Source organism: Peptoniphilus harei, from assembly GCF_016726485.1.
Classification (GTDB): Bacteria; Bacillota; Clostridia; order Tissierellales; family Peptoniphilaceae; genus Peptoniphilus_A; species Peptoniphilus_A harei.
Genome location: NZ_CP068103.1, coordinates 374,021 through 399,717 on the forward strand (window position 1 = coordinate 374,021; position 25,697 = coordinate 399,717).

A 25,697-nucleotide genomic window follows, 5' to 3' on the forward strand; every position below is an offset into this window, starting at 1 on the left:
TTTAGGACAAGTAACAATTTTCGTAAAAAATCTATTCTTAGCCTAGTAAAACTTTTAACTTATATAAAATTATTACCCATTTTTGTCTTGACTCTCATCATGAATTGCATAATCTACTATCATTCCTTGTGATGTTAAATTTTCTTTTATAAATCTTTCAATTAGGTTTTTATTTCTTGATCTGTTAGTTCTTCTGTATTTTCTATAAGACTTTCTAAGATTGCTCCTCTTATGATTAGTCTATGAGTTCTTTCTTTTCTTCTTTTCACTATGTCTTGTTTTAATATCTTCTTTTCTTGATTTTTTAGTTGCTTTAATCTTTCTTCTGTATCATCAATTTTATCTTTTATTTCTTTTGACTCTTGTCTTATTTGCTCTAAATTTTTCATATATAACTCCTTTCTTGTAATAAAAAAAGACGATAGAGTTTTTAATTTCTATCGCCTAAAATATCCACGTTTTAATATTTTCTAATTCAATAAGTTTTTATCTCTTTGCTACAAGACCATATTTTAGGTCCAGCAGCTCTGAATATTAATATATTTACTTATTAATTCTATACATAAAACCTAATATAGATATAGCATCTTCCATTTTAAGTATCTAATTTTAGATTTACCATTCTTTTTGAGTTCAATACGCATGATGTTATAAATAGCATCAAATATATTGCACAAAGTGCAACATTTCCACCTGACTTAGAAAATCCAAGCCTATTTAATGTAAATATTTCTATTGATACTAGCATTATAGACCCAATCAAGCCTAAAACCATCCACAAATCACCTTTCTCTAAATCAATAAAGTACATGGCTAAGTAGAAGATTGATACTAGTTGCAAAATAATACCTAATAGAACATTTAACAAAGCTATTAAGTCTGAAGATCCATAATCAAAATAATTCTTACCTAGATAGATTGATATATAATTCAAAATAATCAACATCAATATAGAAAAGAGAATAATAACTACTTGACTTATATATTTTGATAGTATTATATTTTTACTTTTTATTGGTAGCATGAATTCATATTTATATAATTTTAAATCATAATCTTTTCTTTGAGATAAAAGAAGCAACAAACTGTTAGCGAAAATTACTACTGCAAAATACGCAAAAACAACCATTTGTATGTCAGCAAATAAATTTATTAGAATCCATACTAAAATTAAAAATGCATTCATTATAAAAATGTTTTTAATATTTTTGTAATATATTTCTAACAATAAACCTTTCATATATTAGTCCTCCTTCCCTGTTAATATTAATAACATCTCATCAAAATTTGGTTTATTCACAACAAATTCTTTATACTTATTCTTTATCTTCGATATATCTTTTACTAAAATATCTACCCTTCCAAATTCCTTCCTGTATGAAATGATGTCCGTTTTTTCCACTTTTTCTAGTTCTTTATCAGTACAACGAAGTATCCCATAGTTATATAACAATTCATCCTTTTCTTCACTCAACACGACTTTGCCATTATCCATAAAAACTATATAATCAGCTATTTTTTCCAAATCTGTTGTAATATGTGATGATATATACACGGAGTTTTCTGGGTTTTCTATAAATTCCAACAATATACCCAGTATTTCATCTCTGCTTACTGGATCTAAACCTGAAGTAATCTCATCTAATATGAGAAGTTTTGTTTCGTGAGACAACGCTATAGCCAACGATAACTTTTTTTTCATACCAAATGAAAATTGCTTAGTCTTCTTGTCTATTGGTAAATTAAATCTATTCAAATAATTTTTAAAACTATCTTCTTCCCAATTACTGTAATTAAATTTCATTACCTCATTTATCTCATTAGACGTTAATAATAATGAAAAGTTTGGCTCATCTAAAACAACACCTATGTGTTTTTTAATATCTATTTGATTACAATCTTCAGTACCAAATATCTCTATTTTTCCCTCATCTTTTTGAAACATTCCAAGTATACAAGAAATAGTAGTACTTTTCCCCGCTCCATTTCTTCCTATATTTCCTACAATAGATCCATAAGGTACTTCAATATTTATATTTTTCAAAGAAAAATCATTTGTTTTATTCTTTTTATTTAATCCAGATACCCTTAATGCTAATTTATTTTCATATGAATCCATCATTGCCCCTCCTCATATATCTTTTTTATTAAATCTATTAAGTCATCTAACGAAATAGAACTTGATTGTATGCTCTTGACAATTTTTTTAGCTAAATCTTCCACTTCTTTATATGTTTCTATTTTTTGTAATTCAATATTTCTTGCTGATATAAAACTGCCTTTACCATGAATAGTCTCAATAAATCCATCTTTTTGTAAATTTTCATAAGCCTTTTGAACTGTAATTACAGCTACCTTAAGATTTTTAGCTAATACTCTCATAGATGGTATAGAATCTCCAGTTTTCAAATCTTCATTCATAATTTGTTTTTTTATCTGATTTTCGATTTGTTCATAAATCGGTTCGCTAGAATCGGTATTTATAATAATATTTATAATGCACCTCCTGTTCCAGAAGTGTACTTATGTGTACTTATCGTTTTAATAATACCACCAATAAAAATTTTTTTCAACCCCCTTAATTTCCTAATTTTGAATATAAAAAAAGACGATAGAGTTTTTTAATTTCTATCGCCTATTAATACTTTTCTAATATTCTAAATTATTTTTTTTATGAGCTACAAACACATAGTTACTTAAGTAGTACCCTTTTAATTTATTCATACATTTCAAATGCTCTCTAGATATATTAGTAATAATAACCTCCCTATTCGAATCTCTATATATCATATAACCGAACATCGCCCATAAGGGATTCAAATAAATCAAGTTTAATCTAAGATAAATATAACCAATCAAAATAAAAAGAAATATATTAGCCATATATACCTCAGTTGTATTGTCACCATTCGTTACAAGAGGAATTATATATGTCATAATATAGCTAAGAACAGTATCGTCCGGCCTTTCCAAATCTTCAATTAGTTTTTCCTTGCTCCCTTTTCCTAACTTTAATAATACAATGCTAAATATAGATATTATGATGAATAGACCCAATGCTAAGGTAACAATAATTGAGAAAACATTCATACACTTAAAACCCTCAATAATTTTCTTATAATAAAGAATTGTTATCATAATATAAAGAGGAAAATATGAAGAAATAAACATAATAGTTCTAACTAAACTATTATAAAGCTTATCCAGCCTTTTATTCATAAGATAACCTCCTTTATTTGTCATCTACTCCTTTTTGTTTATTAATAATACTCAAATAATATGAATCTCTTAATATCCTTAGTATGTCCATGATTTGACTTTTCTCTTCATAGACTATAGTAAAACGCGGTTTTTCATTATAATTTATATCTAAATTAAACATATCAATAGTTTCCTTGATATTTTTATAATTATCATATGTCTTAGATACATCTATATTTTCACTAGACATCTTAGTTAAAGTTTTTCTATAGCGACCATCATTTAAACAATCTTCATAAAAACTTTCAAAATTAACTATACCATCACTTAATCCTTCTTGAGTTAAAAATGCTGAAGCATTATCTCTAAACTGCTCATCTAGATTAAATATCCTTTCCAATGAGTAATGGGACAATATTATTATTTTATTATCAACTACTATAAAGTCTACCTCCCCATCTATCCCTATTAATTTACTTTCTACCTTATTCAGAGTATTTCCGTTAAATCTTGCAATTATACCCTTAGAATGTAATTTTCTAAATTTAGTTACTCTTCTAAAGATTTTAATTTCAGGAAAATTTTCATCTTCTTTTTTGATTTCAAAAGTATAAAAATTATAATTATCTGGATCTATTTCTGTTTCTACATGATCGCTATTTCTAAAACTGTCAATAACTCTGTCATAATAATTTATATATGAAGTTTCACATGTTTCTATAGTGCCATCTTTATATCCTGTTGGATTATACTCAACTATCTCTTTGTCTGAAAAAGTTTCAACATACTCAATTATTAAATTTAATAAATCGTCGAAAATTTGTGCGTCTATATTTGGAGAAAAACTAACATAATTACCATTTCTTAATTTACGTGAAAAAAACAAGTTAAATTCCAAATCATTTTCTCTCAAATTGCTAACTAAGTCAGCTATACTAATACTCATATTTGTATCCTCCATATTTTATATTTATTACCATCTATTTTAAATTTTAACCGAATCAGTCTTTTGATAATTTAGTCCAAAATATTTTTGGTTGGATATTGTTTCTGATGTGTTATATAGGTCTATAGTAGAAACTACGTTTAATAACGTAGTATCAAGCTTGATATAAAAATGAAACTGGGATTCATAACAAACCCCAGTTTCATAATTAGCGTGTTCTTTAATATAATTTTGATCCTGCTGGAATCTTGTCTTCTAGCATTACAAGGTTTAATAATTCTTCTCCATCGTATTCGCATACTGCTGATAGAAGCATACCGCAAGATTCAACTCCCATCATCTTTCTTGGTGGAAGGTTTGTTATTGCAACAAGAATCTTGCCAATTAAATCTTCTGCATCGTAAACATTTTTGATTCCTGATAGGATAATTCTATCTTCACCAGATCCATCGTCAAGTGTGAACTTGAGAAGTTTTTTAGATTTTGGAACTTCTTCACAATTCTTAACTTTTACAACTCTGAAGTCAGATTTTGAGAAAGTATCAAAGTCTACCATGTCTTCAAATAGAGGTTCAACCTTTACCTTGGACATGTCAATCTTTGCACTTGCATTGTCATCTGCTGCCTTATTTGCTTTTATTTCTGCAACTTCTTTTCCAAGTGGCTTCATTGTTGGGAAAATCCCCTCTACCTTAGATAATTGTCTAAATCTCTATAAAAGTCTATTTTATGGTACTTCTCCATTTACGACAATTTGCTAACTCTCTATAAGTGCCTATAGATTTCTAGCAAATTGTCGTAAATTTGTCGTAAGCTGTCGTAAATTCTAAAATATAAATTTCATTGCTTTTTCAAATTCTCCCATCTGTTCTATCTTAAAATCTTCTGTTGCATCTACATATATATCCATTGTTGTACTAATATCAGAATGACCTAGAATAGACTGCATTGCTTTTGTATTTATATTTTGTTCATTAAGCCTTGTAGTAAAGGTGTGTCTGAAAATGTGATTGCTTAAATGTGGAACTAATAGAATATCATTAGAGTTCGATTTATTTTTATCCATTATACTTAAATTGCAATCTCTAACAATTCTTCTTAAAGCTTTATTAAGTGTTCCATTATTATGAACCTTTCCAAATCTATTTAAAAATACAAAGTCTTTAAATCCATCGATTGAATCACAACATTCGATTCCAAAAGTCTTTTGTAACTCTCTTTCCATAAGAAAAGCATCTTTTACTTTTTGAACCATAGGAATACTTCGCTTACCTGATGCTGTCTTCGGTGTATTAATAGCATATCTATTGTTTAATCCTTTACCTTTACTATAATATACCAAAGTCCTATTTACATTTATAAGACCATTATCAAAATCTAGATCGTCCCATTGCAATCCTGTAACTTCTCCAACTCTCATTCCTGTCCAAAGCATAACAATGAATATTGGATACCATTTTTTATATTCGTCACTATTAGATAAATATTCTTCAAATAGCACCTGTTCTTCTATTGTCATGGCTTTTTTCTTCGGAGATTCATTTCGATAAGCTACTTTCAATTCCTTCAAAGCATTGTCAGATGGATTAAACCTTATATATTCGTCATCCACTGCTAATTCTAAAACCTGATGTAGCACAGTATGGACACAATCTATGGTAGAAACCATCAATCCCTGGTCTTCCTTTAATCTGTTATAAAAACTTCTAACATCAGATCTTTTAATATCAGATAGTTTAATACGACCAAAAGTCGGTTCGACGAATTGTTGATACATATAGATGTAATTTTTAAAGGTATTATCCTTTAAACCTCTTTTTACCTTTGTCCATAACTTAAAAGTATCATTTACAGACAAGCTACTTCCTTCGTTGTTGATTCCATCTATAGTATTGCGTAAAATATCCAATTCCTTTTCTCTTAATTCCTTTAGAGTTTTCGCATAGATAGATTTTCTACGCCCTATTTTGTCTTGCCACTTAAATTCATAAGTGCCATTTGACCTTTGATATTCACCGTCTTTTAAAACAACCCCTTTACTATCTTTGCGTCTTTTTACCATAAAAATTCTCCTTTTTTGATAAAAGACACGCTATAATTATTATACCGCATTAAGCGTGTTTTATATATAATTTTAGATTAGATAGAGAACTGTCTATTTAAATATTCTTCCATTAACTTTTTCTTAATAAGACGCTTACTACCATTAAATAATACAAAATCGCAATCATTTTCATCCGTTAATTGTCTAACTTTATCTTGACCAATATTAAAATATTCAGATGCTTCTTTTAATGTTAGAAATGCTTTCTCAGAAACACGAACACCTTTTATATTTTCGTTAATCATAAATCCTCCAAATAATATATTTAAAATATTTATTTTAATATTTTTAAAGTTTTTTGACATTGACAAGTGCCTTGGATTAGCAACATAGGAATCTCACCTCCGCCTCTGTTCAGGATGAGCCGGCTTCAACCTTAGAAGTATCATTATCCTCATTTTCTTCGTAGCGAATAGGGTATCCCTCCCTATATTCAAACTCTTACTTATCGCTCTCTTTCTTCTTCCCTTGCTTTTTGCTTAGCAGTACTTGTTTTGCCGAATTATTCAGCAGAAAGATCTTGGCGGATAGGTTATTATGCTCCAAAAATGATTAATGTCTTGTCTTGGTCTATTCAATTGTTAAGGTTCAAATATTGTTTAAATTTCTTTTAAAATAGAAAGAGGACAAAACTCCCCTCACTTTATAAAGGAAAATTTGCCCTCTTTGGTAACCAGAAACTATATTTCTTCTATAAATTTCTTTAGTTTTTCTAAAATCTTATCTCGCCTTTTTATTAAAGCAGGATGTGATATATTTTGAGTCTTTGCTACTGCACGAAGTGTTTCATCATTGAAATATAATCTTTCGATTATTTCCTGTTCCTCCTCATTTAACTTTGACATAGCATTTCTTAGTGCTTCAATCATTATTTGTGTAGCTACAACTTTTTCAACATCAACATTTTTATCTTCTAGATTATTTTCAAAATTCCCATCGTGATTTAGGGACGAAAAAAAGAGCAAGTGGTTTTTCTTGTCCACCTGCTCTAAATACTTTTCGTGTTCTTTTTCTCGCCAGTAGACTTTATATATCTGCTCGCTGACTTTAACCCTTTGTCCGTTGACATAAAGGTAATACTCTTTTGCCATAAAGTTTCCTCCATTTCTTTTTTGTCTATTTGTTATTCAGACAAAAAAGGAGGACTCCTGCATCTTGGCATAAGAAGTCCTCTGAAATGAAAGAAATCCGTTCTTTCTTTTACTATATTTAATTGTTTAGACGAGAATATGTAAAGACAGACAACTACAAGAATTATAGAAAAAAGGAGTATTTTTATTCCATTTCAATTCTACAAGGTAACTTATACACTTGTTCATCTCCCTTTCCCTCCGTTCATTATAGATAAATAGCATCCATAGCTACAGCCTCTTTTGATTATTTTCGCTTTTATATCAAATGTCCTTGTATTTACGCTTTGTCTTTTCCCATTTTCCTAAGTCCATTAAGCATTAAAAACAGTCCCAACATAATCATACTAAAATCTACAATAGGTTCAGCCCACCAAACTGCACTTGCTCCAAAAAACTTTGGAAGCAATAATATAGCCGGAATAAACAAAATCAGTTGTCTAAGCATTACAATCATGCTTGCTTTTTTCCCATCTCCAATAGATTGAAAGAATGTAAGTGTCATTATCATAATTCCATACAAAATAAATGTGGAATAAAACATCTTGAAATTCATAACACCAGCTTCTATGATTTCACTTCTTACACTGAATAGTGATAGTAATTTTTCTGAATAAAACATCGATGGTATCCATGAAAGAGCTGCAAGAATAGTTGCTCCGTACATAAAAACCTTCATTGTATCTTTTACTCTTTTATATTGCTTTGCTCCGAAATTTGCCCCAATAACAGGCTGTAAACCTTGGCTCATTCCCCAAAGAGGAATAAAGGAGAACATATACAATCTCATTGTAGCAGCCATTAAAATTCCCCAATTATCTCCACCGTATGCGAAAGCTTGCTTAAACAAGAATGTTTGTTGTACTGCAAACAAAATTTGCATCATCATTGCAGAACTTCCTATGCTAAACATTTCACTGGAAATATCCTTACTCTTTTGGATTTTATGAATCCCCACAAAAGCACTTTTCTTTGAAAAATAGCGGAAGGTTAATATAGCTTGCACAATTTGAGAGATTACAGTTGCAACAGCTGCCCCTTCAATCGCATATTCTCCCATCAACTTCATGAAAATGGGATCTAAAATAATGTTTAATATTGCTCCTACCCCCATAATAATCATGGATTGCTTTAATGCACCTTCACCACGCATTGTCATATTTCCGGCTTGAGCAAAATTAACAAATATGGATCCAAAAAAAACTACTCTTAAATATCTGACTCCAAGTTCTTTAATATTCCCCTTTGCTCCTACTAAATCCAAAAAATTAGGTGCAAATATCAAACCTAATATTGTGATAACTATAGAGAATAAAATTACCCAATAACAAAAATTTCCAAATATCTTGTCAGTTGTTTCTTTATCTCCCTTTCCAATCGCCCTTGATAATATTGATGCACTACCAACTCCAATAAGTGCTGATACTCCACCATTTATTATTGTTAAGGACATGGATATACTAATAGCAGACATTGCATAGTCTCCAATAATCCATCCAGCAAAAATTCCGTCCATAAATGGATATAGCCCTATAACTACCATTCCTATAATTCCCGGAATAGCTAACTGAAACAATAAATCTTTAGGACTTTTGGTTAAAAGTTGTGTTTTCATATCTTGTTTTCCCATATGACTTCCTCCAGTTGTTTTCAATATTTTTATAACTTATGACAACTGCCACTTTGCTGCCACTTGTCTTGCTTCAACAAATTTTTTGTAGATACCATCAACTTGAATAAGTTCTTCATGTGTACCTTGTTGCGTTATCTTTCCATTAGCCAAGACAAGAATTTGATTTGCATTTTTTATGGTTTTTAGTCTGTGTGCAATCATTATTACAGTTTTATCTCTTGTAAGTTCTTCCATAGCAATCTGTAGTTTATCCTCATTTTCAGGGTCTACATTTGCAGTAGCTTCGTCAAAAATAATAATCGGAGCATTTTTTATCATAGCCCTTGCTATAGATATTCTTTGTCTTTCTCCACCAGATAAACTTGCACCTCCCTCTCCTATAACTGTTTCATATTGTTCAGGAAGCTTCATAATAAATTCATGACAACACGCTTTCTTTGCAGCTTCTATAACTTCCTCATGAGTAGCATCTGGCTTGGCAAACTTTATATTGTTCTCAATAGTGTCTTGAAATAAATAAACATTTTGAAAAACCATACTAATTTGTCTCATTAATGACTCCAATGAATATTCTTTAATATTATGTTTACCTATGCTGATTTCTCCTTTATCTACATCCCAAAATCTAGCTATCAAATTACAAAATGTAGTTTTTCCAGCTCCTGAAGGTCCAACTATAGCTGTCATTTGTTTTTGTGGTATCTTGACCGAAATATCATCAAGGATTTTTTTTCCTGAATATGAAAACTCTACATTATCAAAAGAAATATCGAAAGTAGTAGGCTTTATGTCTTTTCCATCAATATCCATCTTTGGAAATTCCTCTAACTTCTTTGTTTGTTCAATAGATCCACTAACAACTCTGAGAGAGGTTGTTGCACTTCCTGCCAATTTTATTTGAGAAAAAGCAAGAAAAGAAATTATAATCGTCATAACTGTATTTAAGAATGAAAGTTCTCCATTAATATAAAAGAAAATACCTGCACCTATTATCAAAATGCTAAACAAATCCAAAAGAATATTTTGCAAAATCGTATAAGGTGTAAACAGTTTTTCACAATCAAGATTTATTTTTCTACTATTTTCAATAGCATCTCTGACTTTTTCATCTCCTTTCCCTGTTAAATTGAAGGATTTTATAACAGCCATTCCACCTATTTGTTCTAAAATAGTGTCAACTAATTTTGCCGATGCCACTTGTCTTTTAGGAAGAACATTTCTTGACTTGTTTTCCATTTTTGAAAGAATTAATAAGTACAACAAGCATCCAATTGTAACAATAAGACCGATCCTCCATTCAAAAGCCAAAATCATTATTGTAAAAATTATTGTGTTAATAAAACCAGATAAGGTATTTACCATAACCATTGCCGCAGTATTTTCTACATCTTCCAAAACAGTTGTAGAAATTCCAACGATTTCACCAATATTATTTTCATTAAAGAATCCCATAGGTATTTTTTTGAGCATTTCACCTATTGCAACTCTTTTATTTGCCACCATAAAATAACTTGCATGGCATTGCTGTAACTGTGAATAATAATTTGCAACACTTCTGCCAACTATGCTTATAACAAGAAGTATCAAAGCAATCCATGCAGGTGTCATACTCATATCTTTTTCAACAATAGCTTTAACAATAATGTATATTGCACTGATTTGGAGCATGTGAAAAATTGCAAACAAGAAACTTACCCATATAGAATGGTATACATTTTTCTTCTCATCACCTGAGAAATCTAAAATTTTCTTTAAGGCACTTATCATTTTATTTCACCATCCTTTACTCCAATATGAGCATTCCACATCTTTTGGTATAACTCAGAATCTTCCATAAGTTCTTCATGCTTACCATGTGAAACAAGCTCTCCATTCTCAATTAAGAATATTTGTTCTGCATCTGTTATAGTTGATAACCTATGAGCAATAATAATCACCGTTTTATCTTTTATAAGCTTTGATAAAGCTTGCTTTATAATCACTTCATTTTCAGGATCTATATATGAAGTAGCTTCATCAAGTATTACAATATGTGCATTTTTGAGCATTGCTCTCGCTATTGATATTCTTTGCCTTTCTCCACCAGAAACATGGCTCCCACTACTTCCGACAACCGTATCGTAACCATGTTCCATTTTCATAATAAAATCATGACAACCCGATTTCTTAGCAATGTCTTCTACTTCTTTATCACTGGCACTTGGATTGCCCATTCTTATATTCTCCCTAATACTTTCGTTGAACAAAAAATTATCCTGAGAAACAAAGGCGGTCAAACTATATAATTGCTTTAATGGAATTTCCTTAAGATTGTGTCCACCAATATTTATATTTCCTTCCATGCTATCCCAATATCCAGCTATTAATTTTGCTAAAGTTGACTTGCCACTTCCACTTGGTCCAACAAAAGCCACTGTTGTCCCTTCTTTTATGTTTAGGGATATTCCATGAAGAATTTCTTTTTCTTCTTCATATCCAAACTTTACATTTTGTAAATCAATATTATATTGCTGGATAGTCACTTCTCTATCAGAATGCTTTTGTTCTTTTCCTTCTAAAATTAAGTTAATAGAATTTGCAATAGTCCCTATCTTAGCAAGACCATCAACAAAATTGATTGTTTCAAGTAAAGGTCCTGCAATACCTAAAGATAGAATAATTACAGATATAAATACTTCTGCACTTAAACTGCCGCTAATGTAGAAATACCAACCAAATGGAAGCACTGTGATCATTGTAGTAGGAGATATGTTTTTAGATAAAGATACAGGTAACTGACAGCTCTTCATCCATTCATAAAAGTATCTTGCATTTGCAATGACTTTATCTTTGTACTTTGCGTACAATCTCTTGTCTTGATTAAATGTTTTTATCACTTCTATTCCATTAACATACTCAATAATTGCAGAATTCATTTCTCGATTTACCTTTACAGATCCTTCATATTGAACAGCATAATTTTTCATTACGAGTCCCATAAAAAGCATCCCCACAGGAATGGATACTAATGATAAAAGAGCCATTCTCCAATCAAGAAATAATAAGTAAATAAATATACTCAAAGAACCTAAGAGATTCGATGTCATTTCAGGCAACAGGTGAGCGAGCGGTTTCTCCATACTTTCAACCTGATCCACTATAATCTGCTTAAAGTTTCCGCTTGGAACAGAGATTATTTCTCCTAACGGCATCTTCGGAAGTTTATCAATCATTCTCAAGCGAATATCTTTCAATACACTAAAAGTCGCTTTATGAGATACAGATAACGCCGTAGAGTATAAAACAGATTTTAAAATATAAGATAACAGACCTATTCCCATCCATAAAAAATAGACCTTGAAATCTGCAATTCCATTTAATAAATAGACTAAAATACGGCTTGCAGCAATGTATGGAACAATTCCGGCAATAACACCGATACTTGCTATAAATACAGATGTTTTTAACTTTGAATGTTCCTTATATGCAAGCTCCCACAATATTACAGCAGGACTTTTTTCTTTCATAATTTAACACCTCCATAATTGTATCCATTTTCATTTTATTTTAGAAATTCATATATTGTACCATCACAGTGTTTTATAAATTCAAAATCGTGTGTAATAATTATAATGAGTTTTCCTTCTCTCTCCATATCGTGTAGGAAATTAATTAATGTATTCATCTGTGGTTTACATAATCCACTTGTAGGCTCATCTAAGATAATAATAGGTTTATTACTAAGCCTTGCTATAGCAATCAACAATCTTTGCTTCTCTCCTCCCGATAAACTTTGAGGATGTTTTTCAAGCTTTGATAATAATCCCATCTTTTCTAACATTTTTTCATTTAGGCTTTTATCTTCACTTACTGTTGATACTTCCGATAATACACTTTCTGTAAAAAGCTGGGAGCTAGGATCTTGCATTACCATAAAAATTTCTTTATTTTGTTTTGTAACTTTTTTTTGATTAACAAATACATCTCCGTGACCTTTTGTAGTACCGGTCAATAATTTAATGAAAGTACTTTTCCCTATTCCATTTTTTCCAATGATAAAATTTACTCCCTTATTAAAGGAAATACTAAAGTCAAAAATTTTATTCTTTTCATATTTTTTCTTAAAATTATGACATGATAAATCTCCATTGCTAAAATTATTTTTATCATCCAATAAATTCACTTTATAATATTTATTAATCTCTAAATCACTTTTCTCTATTTTATTAAATGTTCTAAGTCCATATCCTTCTGCAATAGCATTCAAATTATAATCATTTAAATCTTCTTTTTCGTATGAAATTAAAGACTCATTATCAATAATACAGAGCCTATCCATTATATCTTTTAAATAAAATAATCTATGTTCCACAACAATTATTATCTTATTTAATTCTTTTAATTTCACTAAGGCTTCTTTTAACCTTTCTATAGATTCATTATCTAATGATGAAGATGGTTCATCTAATAAAATAATATCATTTTCAGAAATTGCACAAGCTGCAAGTGCTATCATTTGCTTTTCTCCACCAGATAAATCAAATATATTTTTGTCTAATAAGTATTCTATATTTAAGAGTTTTGAGTATTTCTTTATTCTATTGATTATCTCTGACTTGTCAGTATTTCTATTTTCTAGCTGAAAGGCTAACTCCTCAGTGGAATTCATACAGTAAAATTGAGATTTTGGATTTTGAAATACATTTGAAATAATACATGATCTTTCAAATATATTTTTACTAAGTAAATCTAGGCTGTTATATTTTATTTCTCCATTAATATTAGCATCAAGGTATTCAGGTATTACTCCATTAATTGCTTTTAATAGTGTGCTTTTTCCACATCCAGAATGTCCTGTAATAACTGTAATTTCACCAGCTTTACATTCAAAATTTAGATTTTTTAAGATATTTTCATCATCAAAAGATAAATCAAGCTTTCTTATTTTAAGCATATTTTCTTCCTCTTATATAAAAAAATAAAACTAAAATAGAAACAAAAAAAATTAAATAGTCAGCAAATGTTAACTTTGCTTCTCTAATATTTGATCTATTTTGATTGACAGCAAGACCCTTAGTTAATGAAGCTACTGTCAATTCATCAGCAGAATTTGATAGGGTCATCAATAGTGGGATTATCCTATATTCAATTAATAAAATAGGATTCTTTAAAAATTTCCTAAAACTTATACCCCTCAAATAAATAGCTTGTTTTATTTGTCTATACTCAATTCTTGTTGCATAAAAATATCTAACCATAACCGCAACAGGAATGGCTATCTGATCAGGACACTTCACCTTTTTTAATGAACAAATTGCTTCTCCTACACTAGTTGTTAAAATTATATAATTTCCCATAACCATAGGTGCAAAAACTCTTTTTATTATAATTATAACTATGTGTATAAGTGATAATATTATAGAATCATTTAATTCCCTAATATTAATTTCTATAATATTCAATATTATAAAAAGTATGATTGATTTAATCCCGGATTTTATATGTCCAGATAAAAATAATAAAAAAGTAGGGAGCATACATATTAATACATAATATATAGGATTTAGGCTTTGAATATTTCCAATTGTCATAATAAAAGAAATAACCATCATTAAAAATAATTTTGCTCTAAAATCTATCCTTATCATATCTAATAACCCGCTCCCTAATTCTTACTTACCAATTTTTGAAAAATGTTTTTTCAAAAACACAATTCCTAAGCTACAACCTACAAAAGCACCAATAAATCCTAAAATAGCCATAACTATTAAAATCCAATCAGGCATAACTTTCATCATTGTGTCAATAAATTCTTGATTATAACCTTGATTTAAAAGCCCTTGTGCATACTCATTTCTTGAGATGATAATCGGAACATAGTTTCCTAAAGTGCAAAGACTTGAAAAAGAAAATGCTAATCTAGATTTTCCTTTACTGTCATAAGAGCCTGATTTTAATATTATTTCTCCAATAAATCCTGCAATTGCTCCTGTTAAAAGTGCCCATGGACCATGACCCATGATGACATAAGCTAAAGATATTAGCATTGTTTGAATAAAAAGCATTCCTGGCTTCTTAATTTTTGTTGAAAAAAGCATGTTACTAGGTCCAACTAAAATTCCCTGTACTAAGGGAACAATTGGCATCAAAACAGGAACCATAGCTGTAAATGAGCCTATTAGCATAAAAATAAACCCAAGTACTGCAAACAAACCAACATTAATTAAATCTCTAACTTCTAATTTTTTATTCATTTCTGAAACCTCCTTAGTTATCTATTTTTTTCTAAATCTAAAATATAATTTAAAATTGTATCTTTTAGATATTTCCTATTCTCATCATATGAATCTCTTGCATTAAGAACTTGCGAGCTTAATATCATTCCATTTATATAATTTACTAAAAAACCATCTTCAAAAATCTTTGAATCAATTCCTAATTTATTAGATATTGAATCTAATTGATTTACTGTTTCTGTTTTCAAATCTTGAAACATCTTTTCTAAATCTTCATTATATTTTTTTGATTGTAATAAAAGAGAATAAACCTTAGTAATATCTGTATCTGGTAGACACTTATCCACTAAAATTTCACTCATCTGTTCATATTTATCTTGACCTATGTGAGTTTCTAAATAATTATCAATTAAATTATTTCTATACTGATTTCCATCAAGCATTAAATCTTTAAGCATTTCAGCTGTGCTTTTATAATGATGATAGACACCACCTGTGCTCATGCCAACTTCTTTAATCACATCTTCCATTGTTGTATTCTGAAATCCTTTATTCAAAAAACATCTCATTGCTGCATCTCGAATTTCTTTTTTTCTAATTTGACCAACTTTTGTTTCCTTATCTTTCAATAAAATACCTCCAATCATTCGATTATTTTCCGAGGGTACCCTCGGTTTTTATTATATCTTAATTGAAAAATATTTTCAATATCAATCAAATTATAAATTTTGCTCTACTCTACCGTATACTTCTTAATTAATTTATTTAAATGCGGTATAATTAATAAAACTGAATAAACGCTTAACGCTTATAACTTTAATAGCAAGCACAGTAAGTGAGTACCCACTTACGAAAAATTGATGAAGCAGAACCTTTATGGACTGCTTCTTTTTTTATCAATTTTACCTTGTTAGGGAGAACCCTAAGACCCCAATATTTTATGATAAGGAGATATACTATGGATAACAGAAAGAGAAAAAATCAGCTTAAAATATATTTAACAGATGAAGAAAAAGAAGTTTTTGAAAAGAAAATGAAACTTGCTAATTGCAAAACTATGTCCCACTTTCTTAGGAAATGTGTATTAGAAAAAGAAATTTATGTAGTAGATTTAGAACCATTTAGGAATCTACAATGGTTACTTTCAAATGCTACGAATAATATAAACCAGATTGCAAAAGCAACTAATACAACTGGTGTTATTTACAAAAATGAAATTGAATCAATGAAGAAACAGATAGAAAAATTATCAAGAGAAATATGGCAGATCCATTCCCTACTTCTTAATAAATCAAAAGAAAGTTCTGGTGATTAGTATGGCAATTACGAAAATACATCCTATAAAATCAACTCTAAATTTGGCAATAGACTACATTACTAATAGTGAAAAAACTGATGAAAAAATCTTGGTATCTTCATTTAAATGTCATCCATCTACTGCTCATATTCAGTTTATGAAAACACGAGAAGACAATGATACTAAAGGTACAGTTTTGGGTAGACATTTAATCCAATCTTTTCTGCCAGGAGAGGTTGATCCTATAAAAGCTCACGAAATAGGAATGGAATTATGTAAGAAAATTTTAAAAGAAGATTATGAATTTGTTCTTGCAACTCATATAGATAGAGGACATATCCATAACCATATTATTTTTAATAATGTAAATTACAAGACTGGTAAATGCTACCAATCTAATAAAAAATCTTATCATAAAATCAGGTTTCAAAGTGACGAATTATGTAAAGAAAATAAGCTTTCAGTCATTGATGAATATTATGAAGCTTACAAAAGAAAATATAAAACTGCTGGTAAATCTTGGTACGAATATGACCAAAACAAGAAAGGAAATTCTTGGAAGTCTAAACTGCAATTTGATATAGATAGAATGATTAATAAGTCTAACTCGTGGGAAGAGTTTTTAGAAAATATGAAAGCTCTTGATTATGAAATTAAGTTTGGTAAACACATTGCTTTTCGTCATAAAGATAAGCAAAGATTTACAAGATCGAAGACTATCGGAGAAGATTATACTGAAGAAAAAATCAAAGAAAGAATAGATTTAGCAATTAAAAATAAAGCTAATCCTAATAAAAAAAGAGTAGGAAGTGTTATTGATATATCTACTAATAAAAAAGCTCAATCCTCTAAAGTCTACGAAGTCTGGGCAAGAAAACATAATATCAAAACAATGGCTGATTCAATAATTAAACTTAGAGAACAAGGGATTAATTCAATCACTCAACTCGATGATCTAATTAAAAAATCTGCTGATGATAGACAAGACTTATTAGATAAAATAAAGAAGATTGAAATTGAAATGAAGAGTTTATCTCAAGATATGGAAAATATAAATACTATAAATAAGTATCGTGAAATCTATAAATACCATAAGAAAAATCCTGAAGATAAGCAATTTGCAGATGAGTATTATAGCGAACTTTCCGTCTATAAAATAGCCGCTAAAGAAATTTTAGAAAACTATAAAAAGCTACCAAAAACAAAAGAAATACTATCAAACCTCGATAAATTGCAAGAAAAAAAGAACACCCTTATGCAAGAGTATTCTTTGAATAAAGAACAATTTTCTGACCTTGTTCAGTATAGGAAAAACTATGAAAATTATTATGGGAAGGAAGTGGAGAGGTAAAAAGATATAAAAGAGTAAACGATAACTCTGTGTAATTGCATTAAAGGATATTATAATATTTATTGTTAAGTATAAGAATTTAAGAGTCAAGTCCATAATATTGTGTAAATTAAACTAGTACAATATTATGGACTTGACTAAATTTTTTAAATACCATTATATTTTAAAAAAAACAATTAATACTAAACTTATAAAAATAGCACTAATAAAAGCTATCCAAAAAATAAATTTATCTACTTTAAACTTAGATTTAAATTTTTTTAAAGCTAAATTATATATTCCCACGCCCAATACACCACCTAATGTATTATTAATTATATCAGTTATATCAAATACTCCAATTGACAATTCGTACTGTAAAAACTCTATAGCTAAACTAAAGAAAAATACAAAAAGAATACTTTTTAAATTGTTTTTACGAAATAAAATAGATCTAATCATAATTCCCAAAGGTAAAAAAAATGAGTATATTTGATACCATCTCATCAAAAATAACTTTAATATTAACTGTATTGTCATAATAAAATGGTAGTAAATTTATTTGTCGCTCAATCAATAAATTATTGATTGAAAATGTCATTTTAAATACTACAATAAAGATTAACCAAATTATATAGTATACAGTTAGCACTTTCATCCCAACTGAAATATATTGATTTTTCAATTTCATAATTAATTCCCCTTCAATCTATCAAAGTCACTTAAATTCCTTATTATACATTAACTTATATCTATTACAGTTTTCAATTAAATCATCGTGACTCCCATCACCTACTATTTTTCCATTATCCATCACAATAATTCTATCAGAATTCATCGCACATCTTATCCTATGGGTGATATATATAATAATCTTATCATTCAAATTATTTAAAATATTATCAAATATGATTTTTTCAGAAATTATGTCTAATGACGAGCTTGGCTCATCAAATAACAATAGACTTGATTTTCTATACATAGTTCGTGCTATTGCAATTTTTTGCCATTGTCCGCCTGAAAGTTCCTGCCCATTTTCAAACCAATTACCTACTACTTTATTAATATTATATTACCATCATTTTTTAAAAATTTTGCATCAGCACTATTTAATGCTGTTAGAATCGAAAAGTCGTCTTCATTTCTATCAATTTGCCCTAATATAATATTCTCTTTTATTGTCCCCTCATATTTCAAATAATCTTGAAATAATGAACTAATCTGTATTCTATAAGATTCTATTTCAATATCATCAAATTTCATCCCATTAATTAAAAACACACCTGAATCTGGACTATATAATCCAGCTAAAATTTTTAGAAGTGTACTTTTTCCTGAACCATTTTCCCCAATTATTGCAATGGATTCTCCTTTTTTTATCTTTAAAGAAATGTCTTGCAGAGCTAAACTATTATCATCATAAGAAAAGTTTATATTAGATAACGATATTACATTAATGTAGCATCTTGCTCTATTCTATTCAAAATATCGTAAGTTTTATTATCTTCAAGTTTTTTTAAAGGCAAATCAGCACATTTTCCCATTACTTTCCTCATGGAAGAATAAGTAACTTCATTACTTAACCTTTGTAAATAGTAGTTTTTAATATTATCTACTATTACAGATATAAATTGTAAAGACAAATATATAAGTATAAGTATTATAATATTATCAAATCTAGTGGAATGAATTTGAATTATATTAATTATTGTTTGTCCTAATTTAAGAACTAAAAACGGAAAAACACCACTTACAATTGACAATATTATAGTAATCGCAAAAGAATTTTTATCTACTTCATAAATCATCTTGAATGCTATTTTTATACATTCAAGATGATTTATTTTATCCTTACCCATATATTTATCCTCTACTTCCCATTAAAATATTTATTGCTCTATTTTGTTATATGATTTTATACTTAGCAATAAATACAGAGCAATATTAATTAAAGCCATTATTACTAGAAACTTTGGAATCCATAAAATTTTACCTGGCAACTTAACAAATTCAAATTTTTGATACTGTTCAATTAAGCTATTTTCTGCAGTACCTAATCCCAAAGACGGCAAAAAATAAAATATTGATTTAAACAATTTTTTTCCATACAATAATGATGGAATAAAAAATAAAACACTCGATATGGCTGATGAAACCATAGAAACTTTTGAATTTATAGCGACAAATATTGACATCATTGAACTTGCAATAGTAAATAATATACTTAACAAAAATACACTTAATATAACTTTACCTATAGTTAAATTAGATATTGACAGTTGATTAAATAGTAACATTTGAAAAGATGAATCTAAACCATTAGTATAAAGATATTTAATAGTTCCATAATAAATAGATATATTTAATATCAAATAAAGCGATATAATACTTGCTAAGGCAAGTATCTTGCTGCAAATATATTTATTTCTTCCATTTCTAGTTGTTCTAAAAATTGAATCTAGGTAATTTTCTTTATCTTCAACAATGCATTGTGATGAAATCAATATACAAATTAGTGATAATACCGTTATAAAAATATTTACGAAAAATAGTATATCTTCACTAAAATATCCTCCATAATAAAATGGTTTATTTACCTCTTTATATTTTTCTAGAGCAAATTCTGTTATCTTGTCATTGTCATATTTCTGTTTTATGTCCCTTTCCAATGCATCATAACAACTTTGATAAAAATTTAAATCTTTTTCTGTATCAAGTTCGTTTACATCAAGTAAACTTCCAGATGTTGTAATTGTATATGGGTATGTTATTACTCTTAATATAGGATCAAATTTCGATATATTTTTTTTAGCATCCTCTGATAAGTTTTCTCTACTGTTTACATTTTCATTATTTAATATTTCTTTATAAGATTTTACTACTTTAGTTATTTTTTCTTCTGTCAAATAACCTTCAGAGGCTTTATTATCCTCATTAAAATGATCTATAGCCTCTTTTCCAAAATAGGTAATTGTATCACCAGAACTTATATCATCATATTGTACACTTCTATAAGTAATAAATGATATCAAAAAAGTAAAAAATAAACCCACGACCAAAAAAACTCTTACTGATTTTTTAGATAAAAATCTTTTTAGTTCCTGTAAATATATGTTCATAATCTATACCTCCCCTACAGCTTTGACAAAGCAAACTAGTCTTATTATTTATAATTAATATAGAAGCCCACAAAATATAGACTAAAATTTCTATATAGTGTGAACTTCTATGATTCATCATTAATTATGATGCTCTTGGAGTTTTTAAAGCGCGAACTCTGTTACCAGTTCTATATTCTCCTTATTTTATTTTTTTCATCCTACGATAAGATTGGATCATAATAATCTTTTAAAATCATTCTTTCTTCATAAGATTGTGGTCTTGTATATATGCTTTCATGTGGTCCATAATCTATGGAAGATGTTAATATGTTTATATTCTTAGGCAACCAATCGCATTCATTTAAATAAACTTGTATCTTATCATACTTATCCTCATAATCAGGTCCTTCGATTACCATGTTTAAGGTAATGTTTTCTTTATTATTATATTTTTCTGCTTCTAGGGTTATTAAGTCCATAATTACCTCCAATTTTTGAATACATCATTACTACTAAACTTGGTAAAATAATAATATATATTACAGCTGATATCATTATAAGACTTGATGAACTCATCCAATTTCCAAAAACATTTACAAAATTAAAATCAGCTATTTGATTTTGTAATGAATTGAGTAGTCCTACTCCTGAAGATGGAAAAATATAGTTTATAGCACTAATCATACCAATAGGAGAAATTATTGTTGGAAATACTGCTAATAAAATTGATTTCATTATGGATTCAACTTTTCTTTTACTTAATACAGAAATAATTAGTGTAGCAAGAATGGTTGAAATCAATATGATACTATTACAAATAAGCATATATTTATTAAACTGTCCAAAGTTCCAATTATGCAAACTTAAAGCACTAAACATCATCTGAACAGAAGTCTTTTTATACTCTGTTCCAAAAGCATAGTCTAATATAGAGCCTTGTATGAAGTTTCCTAAGAGCAAAGTTAATACCGAAATCGTAAGTATTGCTAGGATTTTATAGATGGCAAACTTTCTTCTGCCATATTTAGTTGTTTTAAATATATAATCTAAATCATTCTCACTATCTGACGAGAATATTGGAGCTGCTACTACAACCATTAAAATTATTATTATCGTATTATAAAATCCTCTATAATCATTTGCATCTGTACTATAATATCCATAATATTCATATGGAGTCTTTATTTTACTCAGTGCTTTTTCAGATTTTTCTATAATTTGATTCTGAGCTTTATTAGGATATTCATTTTCAATTACTTTATTTAGATAATCAAATACTTTATTGTAAAAATATTTGGTATCATTGATATCTATGCTTAAAACTGGAGGAAGGTTATTACTTTGAGAATCAGTGAATACTTCATTTACTTTCTTACTTATATGTTCTATAGGCATAAGCTTCTTTGTATTAATTTCAGGTTTTAATTCAGACCTATCAGTAACATTATATTTTCTTAGTATTTCTCTATATTTTTTTGTGCCATTATAAATTAAATCTTCTGTTATCTTTCCTGAATAAGGCTCTTTAGCTTTTTTAATATATTCTATTGCTTCTTTTCCTTTTAAATTTTTTACTTGATCTCCTTCTCCATAGGTAATTTTTGTAAAATTAATTGGAGCTATGGAAAGCAATATAGCAAGTAGTAATGAAAACAATATTATAATTTGATTTGATCTTATTGATAAAATCCTCTTTATCTCATTTAAGTAAATTTTCATTTTAATTCACCTTAAAACTTCTATCTTCTGGAAAGACCCATAAATAGAAGTCTTCTAGATGAGCTTTTGTTAATTTAGAATTATTTAAAACATCATCTTTATCTGATATGTATCTAATGAGTACGTTTCCATCATCTTGTTGTTTTACATTAACAACATTCAATTGTGTTTCTTTTTCTGCATATTCTCTATTTGATATAGATGCTTCGTATACCTTATTCTTAATTTTAGATATCAGTTCATCAGTTGTTCCAGAATATACAAATTTACCATCTTTCATAATTAAATTTGATGTTGATATATATTCAATATCAGAGACTATATGAGTCGAAAGCAAAACTATTTTATTTTTTGATATTTCCGTGATAAAATTTCTTAATTTTATTCTCTCACCAGGATCAAGTCCTGCTGTTGGTTCATCTAAAATTAATATTTTAGGATCATTTAAAATAGCTTGACATATTCCTACTCTCCTTCTCATTCCTCCTGAAAGCTTTACTACTTTTTTGTACTTGACATCAGATAAGTTTAATACTTCTAGGAGTTTATCAATCATTTCTTCTGTTTTGCTCTTGTCTATACCTTTTAAAGCAGCTACATATTGTAAAAATGAATTTACAGTAAACTCTGGAGCACAAATAAATTCTTGAGGTAAAAACCCTAACAAATTCCTATATTCTTCTCCTAATTTGTTGATTCTTTCCCCATTATATAAAATTTCGCCTTGACTCGGTGTACTAATTCCAGTGATCATTTTTATTAAAGTTGTTTTCCCAGCACCATTTGCACCTAAGAGTCCCCAAACACCTGGACATAACGTAGCTGATGCATTATCAACCGCTAATTTATCTTTAAATTTCTTACTTACGTTTTTAATCTCTAATTCCACTAAACTACCTCCCTTATCTTTTATGCTTCCTTATTAAAAAGTAAAAAAATACATCTTCATGTTAGTGATAAAAATTTTACTCCTCTATGATTTTATTTTAATTGATACAATAAAAAAGTGTTTTAATATTCTATTGATTAATTCTTAAGATTTCATTAATTTTTAAAAAATAAAAAAAACACCTTAATTATGTAGTTTTATACATAATTAAGGTGTAATCCTCATTTATTCTTTAATCTTACAATGACAATAACTTCATTATTAGAACTTTCTACCTCTATCTTACCCTCATGTAATTCAATAATTTCTTTTGCGATAGGTAAACCTAAGCCAGATCCCACTTTTTTTGAATTTCTTGCTAGATTTAATCTAGTAAATTTGTTAAACATATTTCTTATCTGCGCTTCTTCTAGTGTATCGGCCTTGTTAATAATTTTTAATATTACACACTTATACGTTTGATATATTTTAACTTTTATCTCTGTATTTGCATAAGAATATAAGATTGCATTTTTTAAAATATTCTCTAAGGCTCTTTTCATTTTATTTGGATCGACATTTACAAATATTGAGCCTTCACTTGAGATATTTATCTTATGATTATTCTCTTTCATCATAGGATAAAGCTCATCTCTTAATTGTATTAAAAAATATTCTAAATCAATTTTTTCTTTATGAATACTAAATTCACCATTATTTAATCTAGCAATTTCAAAAAATTGGTTTATAAGATCTTCTAATCCTAATGCTGTTTCTAATAATTGTCTAATATATTTCTCTCTTTGCTTATTAGGCAAGTCTTTCATTTCATCGAGCATTGATAAATATCCAATGATAGATGTCAAAGGAGTTCTTAAGTCATGTGCTAAGTAGGTGATTAAATCATTATCTTCATTTTCTCTTTTTTTAAGCGTATATTCTATCTCTTTTTGTTTAAATTTTAATCTATTTATGGAATCTTCTAAAGTTTTATAAGGAGTCGGGAAACTAACAACATTCTCATCCAAATCGTCTATTTTTTTGCATAAGTCAATATAATCTTTCTCTAATTTTGAAAATTCTTTTATTATAATAATTAATATCCCCAATAATAAAATAACAAAAAAAATCAGATCCAATCTATTAACAAAAAATTCGTGTATTTCATTATTAAATCTAAAAATATTGCTATCTATTGCAAGCATACAACTTAAAACTATAAGTAAAAATATAGCAATTTCTTTTATCAGCTTTTTCAGAATACTTTCAAAGTATTTATCTTTATCCAATCTTATAACCTACCCCCCAAACAGTTGTTATTATATTATTTTTTTCTCCTAATTTTTCTCTAATATGCCTAATATGAACTGAAACCGTATTGTTTTTTATATAATATTCATCCGGATATATTTTATAGAATAAATCTTCGGATCCTAGTACTTCAGATTTTTTCTCTAGTAATGATTTTAAAATAATAAATTCAATAGGAGTTAAATCAATTTCCTGTCCATCAACTAAAACTTCTCTTGATTTGATATTTAAATCCACATTTTGATAAGTTAAAATATTTCCTGTACCTTCTTTAGTTTTTAAATTATAATTATTGTATCTTCTTAATTGAGCCTTTACTCTAGCAACTAACTCTCCAGGTAAAAATGGTTTAGTTACATAATCATCCGCTCCAAAGGTTAAGCCCTTAATTTTACTTGACTCATCATCTTTTGATGTAAGCATAATAATTGGATAATTAAAAGACTCTCTAATCTTTTTGCATAAATAATATCCATCTTTATCAGGTAACATAATATCTAAAATCGCTAAATCAAATTCTTCTTCCTTAATATATCTAATTGCTTCCTCTGAACATGTTGCCTTTTTTATAATATAATTTTCATTTTCTAGATATATCTCTATTAAATCTAAAATACTTTCATCATCTTCTACTACTAATACTGAGTAATTCATAACTAAATTTCCACCATTTTAAATCTATCACTTTTGTCAAAACAACTTTAAAAAAATAAAGAAATTTTTTAATTAAAAGAATCAAGAAGAACAATACAACATCCTTTTAATGAATTAAATATATCTTTCTAAATTTCTTAAATCTATAATTTTTGATTTAATATACATTTCTTTCGTTGTTTATAAAT

27 protein-coding genes and 3 pseudogenes are annotated in these 25,697 nt (G+C 28.1%); 2 read left to right on the forward strand and 28 right to left on the reverse strand.

All coding sequences use genetic code 11. The features are described 5' to 3' along the window. Positions 1 to 75: 75 nt before the first annotated feature. The 18 genes and pseudogenes from I6I93_RS01685 to I6I93_RS01775 form a co-directional block, all read right to left on the reverse strand. Positions 76 to 180: pseudogene (locus I6I93_RS01685) on the reverse strand (MobA/MobL family protein); the annotation flags it as partial. Continuing rightward, a pseudogene (locus tag I6I93_RS01690) lies at positions 168 to 389 on the reverse strand (DUF3847 domain-containing protein); the annotation flags it as partial. The pseudogenes I6I93_RS01685 and I6I93_RS01690, both read right to left, overlap by 13 nt. Before the next feature lie 206 nt (positions 390 to 595). Then, the gene (locus tag I6I93_RS01695; RefSeq protein WP_112890510.1) at positions 596 to 1,240 is read right to left on the reverse strand and encodes an ABC-2 transporter permease; all 645 of its coding nucleotides are present in this window, start codon (positions 1,238 to 1,240) and stop codon (positions 596 to 598) included. 3 nt (positions 1,241 to 1,243) lie between these two features. After that, complete coding sequence (locus I6I93_RS01700) at positions 1,244 to 2,122, reverse strand: ABC transporter ATP-binding protein (RefSeq protein WP_112889278.1); 879 nt, start codon at positions 2,120 to 2,122, stop codon at positions 1,244 to 1,246. Beyond that, positions 2,119 to 2,421: a GntR family transcriptional regulator gene (locus I6I93_RS01705; protein ID WP_236587198.1), complete on the reverse strand. Its 303-nt coding sequence runs from the start codon at positions 2,419 to 2,421 to the stop codon at positions 2,119 to 2,121. Before I6I93_RS01705 ends, I6I93_RS01700 begins: the two co-directional genes overlap by 4 nt. Before the next feature lie 228 nt (positions 2,422 to 2,649). Then, positions 2,650 to 3,219, reverse strand: a complete 570-nt coding sequence (locus I6I93_RS01710; RefSeq protein WP_146740971.1) for a hypothetical protein — start codon at positions 3,217 to 3,219, stop codon at positions 2,650 to 2,652. Between the two features lie 13 nt (positions 3,220 to 3,232). Then, on the reverse strand, positions 3,233 to 4,147 hold the full coding sequence (locus I6I93_RS01715) for a Kiwa anti-phage protein KwaB-like domain-containing protein (protein WP_172605478.1): 915 nt from the start codon (positions 4,145 to 4,147) through the stop codon (positions 3,233 to 3,235). A 220-nt stretch (positions 4,148 to 4,367) separates the two neighbouring features. After that, on the reverse strand, positions 4,368 to 4,817 hold the full coding sequence (locus I6I93_RS01725) for a methionine--tRNA ligase (protein WP_112890513.1): 450 nt from the start codon (positions 4,815 to 4,817) through the stop codon (positions 4,368 to 4,370). A 156-nt stretch (positions 4,818 to 4,973) separates the two neighbouring features. Continuing rightward, entirely contained in the window at positions 4,974 to 6,209 is a 1,236-nt protein-coding gene (locus I6I93_RS01730) for a tyrosine-type recombinase/integrase (protein WP_019132791.1), read from the reverse strand. Between the two features lie 77 nt (positions 6,210 to 6,286). Continuing rightward, on the reverse strand, positions 6,287 to 6,496 hold the full coding sequence (locus I6I93_RS01735) for an excisionase (protein WP_009345237.1): 210 nt from the start codon (positions 6,494 to 6,496) through the stop codon (positions 6,287 to 6,289). A 435-nt stretch (positions 6,497 to 6,931) separates the two neighbouring features. Beyond that, positions 6,932 to 7,342, reverse strand: a complete 411-nt coding sequence (locus I6I93_RS01740) for a sigma factor-like helix-turn-helix DNA-binding protein (RefSeq protein ID WP_036758229.1) — start codon at positions 7,340 to 7,342, stop codon at positions 6,932 to 6,934. Positions 7,343 to 7,661: 319 nt separating this feature from the next. Then, positions 7,662 to 9,011: an MATE family efflux transporter gene (locus tag I6I93_RS01745; protein WP_112890514.1), complete on the reverse strand. Its 1,350-nt coding sequence runs from the start codon at positions 9,009 to 9,011 to the stop codon at positions 7,662 to 7,664. Positions 9,012 to 9,047: 36 nt separating this feature from the next. Further along, positions 9,048 to 10,781 (reverse strand): ABC transporter ATP-binding protein, encoded by a 1,734-nt coding sequence (locus tag I6I93_RS01750; RefSeq protein WP_112890515.1) that lies wholly within the window; start codon positions 10,779 to 10,781, stop codon positions 9,048 to 9,050. Continuing rightward, complete coding sequence (locus I6I93_RS01755) at positions 10,778 to 12,520, reverse strand: ABC transporter ATP-binding protein (protein WP_112890516.1); 1,743 nt, start codon at positions 12,518 to 12,520, stop codon at positions 10,778 to 10,780. The genes I6I93_RS01750 and I6I93_RS01755 overlap by 4 nt, the downstream gene beginning before the upstream one ends. 35 nt (positions 12,521 to 12,555) lie before the next feature. Beyond that, positions 12,556 to 13,947 carry an ATP-binding cassette domain-containing protein gene (locus tag I6I93_RS01760; RefSeq protein ID WP_072537733.1) on the reverse strand — a complete coding sequence of 464 codons (1,392 nt, stop codon included), beginning with the start codon at positions 13,945 to 13,947 and terminating at the stop codon, positions 12,556 to 12,558. Then, on the reverse strand, positions 13,940 to 14,641 hold the full coding sequence (locus tag I6I93_RS01765; protein WP_002836640.1) for an energy-coupling factor transporter transmembrane component T: 702 nt from the start codon (positions 14,639 to 14,641) through the stop codon (positions 13,940 to 13,942). The genes I6I93_RS01760 and I6I93_RS01765 overlap by 8 nt, the downstream gene beginning before the upstream one ends. A gap of 24 nt (positions 14,642 to 14,665) precedes the next feature. Continuing rightward, positions 14,666 to 15,247, reverse strand: a complete 582-nt coding sequence (locus I6I93_RS01770; protein ID WP_002841816.1) for an MptD family putative ECF transporter S component — start codon at positions 15,245 to 15,247, stop codon at positions 14,666 to 14,668. Positions 15,248 to 15,264: 17 nt separating this feature from the next. Beyond that, the gene (locus I6I93_RS01775) at positions 15,265 to 15,876 is read right to left on the reverse strand and encodes a TetR/AcrR family transcriptional regulator (RefSeq protein WP_112890517.1); all 612 of its coding nucleotides are present in this window, start codon (positions 15,874 to 15,876) and stop codon (positions 15,265 to 15,267) included. Between the two features lie 311 nt (positions 15,877 to 16,187). On the opposite strand from I6I93_RS01775, the gene I6I93_RS01780 reads away from it, so the two are divergent. Beyond that, a complete protein-coding gene (locus I6I93_RS01780) occupies positions 16,188 to 16,544 on the forward strand; it encodes a plasmid mobilization protein (protein WP_112890518.1) in 357 nt (118 codons plus the stop codon). 1 nt (position 16,545) lies between these two features. Beyond that, complete coding sequence (locus I6I93_RS01785) at positions 16,546 to 17,877, forward strand: relaxase/mobilization nuclease domain-containing protein (protein ID WP_112890519.1); 1,332 nt, start codon at positions 16,546 to 16,548, stop codon at positions 17,875 to 17,877. A gap of 156 nt (positions 17,878 to 18,033) precedes the next feature. Here I6I93_RS01785 and I6I93_RS09095 read toward each other — a convergent pair whose 3' ends face one another. From I6I93_RS09095 to I6I93_RS01825, 10 genes and pseudogenes are all read right to left on the reverse strand, one after another. Continuing rightward, entirely contained in the window at positions 18,034 to 18,396 is a 363-nt protein-coding gene (locus I6I93_RS09095) for a VanZ family protein (protein WP_306344724.1), read from the reverse strand. A 445-nt stretch (positions 18,397 to 18,841) separates the two neighbouring features. Beyond that, positions 18,842 to 18,922, reverse strand: a pseudogene (locus tag I6I93_RS09400) (hypothetical protein); the annotation flags it as partial. Continuing rightward, complete coding sequence (locus I6I93_RS09100) at positions 18,910 to 19,314, reverse strand: ATP-binding cassette domain-containing protein (protein ID WP_306344728.1); 405 nt, start codon at positions 19,312 to 19,314, stop codon at positions 18,910 to 18,912. The gene I6I93_RS09100 and the pseudogene I6I93_RS09400, both read right to left, overlap by 13 nt. After that, positions 19,305 to 19,715: an ABC transporter transmembrane domain-containing protein gene (locus tag I6I93_RS09105; RefSeq protein WP_236587200.1), complete on the reverse strand. Its 411-nt coding sequence runs from the start codon at positions 19,713 to 19,715 to the stop codon at positions 19,305 to 19,307. The genes I6I93_RS09100 and I6I93_RS09105 overlap by 10 nt, the downstream gene beginning before the upstream one ends. A 30-nt stretch (positions 19,716 to 19,745) precedes the next feature. Beyond that, the gene (locus tag I6I93_RS01800; RefSeq protein ID WP_035112649.1) at positions 19,746 to 20,975 is read right to left on the reverse strand and encodes an ABC transporter permease; all 1,230 of its coding nucleotides are present in this window, start codon (positions 20,973 to 20,975) and stop codon (positions 19,746 to 19,748) included. Positions 20,976 to 21,175: 200 nt separating this feature from the next. After that, positions 21,176 to 21,436, reverse strand: coding sequence for a hypothetical protein (locus tag I6I93_RS01805; protein WP_112890520.1), 261 nt, complete (start codon positions 21,434 to 21,436; stop codon positions 21,176 to 21,178). Further along, the gene (locus I6I93_RS01810) at positions 21,402 to 22,676 is read right to left on the reverse strand and encodes an ABC transporter permease (RefSeq protein WP_112890521.1); all 1,275 of its coding nucleotides are present in this window, start codon (positions 22,674 to 22,676) and stop codon (positions 21,402 to 21,404) included. Before I6I93_RS01810 ends, I6I93_RS01805 begins: the two co-directional genes overlap by 35 nt. Position 22,677: 1 nt before the next feature. Continuing rightward, positions 22,678 to 23,565: an ABC transporter ATP-binding protein gene (locus I6I93_RS01815; RefSeq protein ID WP_012797171.1), complete on the reverse strand. Its 888-nt coding sequence runs from the start codon at positions 23,563 to 23,565 to the stop codon at positions 22,678 to 22,680. A 221-nt stretch (positions 23,566 to 23,786) separates the two neighbouring features. Next, positions 23,787 to 24,833: a sensor histidine kinase gene (locus I6I93_RS01820; protein ID WP_112890522.1), complete on the reverse strand. Its 1,047-nt coding sequence runs from the start codon at positions 24,831 to 24,833 to the stop codon at positions 23,787 to 23,789. After that, entirely contained in the window at positions 24,826 to 25,509 is a 684-nt protein-coding gene (locus I6I93_RS01825; protein ID WP_004816327.1) for a response regulator transcription factor, read from the reverse strand. The genes I6I93_RS01820 and I6I93_RS01825 overlap by 8 nt, the downstream gene beginning before the upstream one ends. Positions 25,510 to 25,697 lie beyond the last annotated feature (188 nt).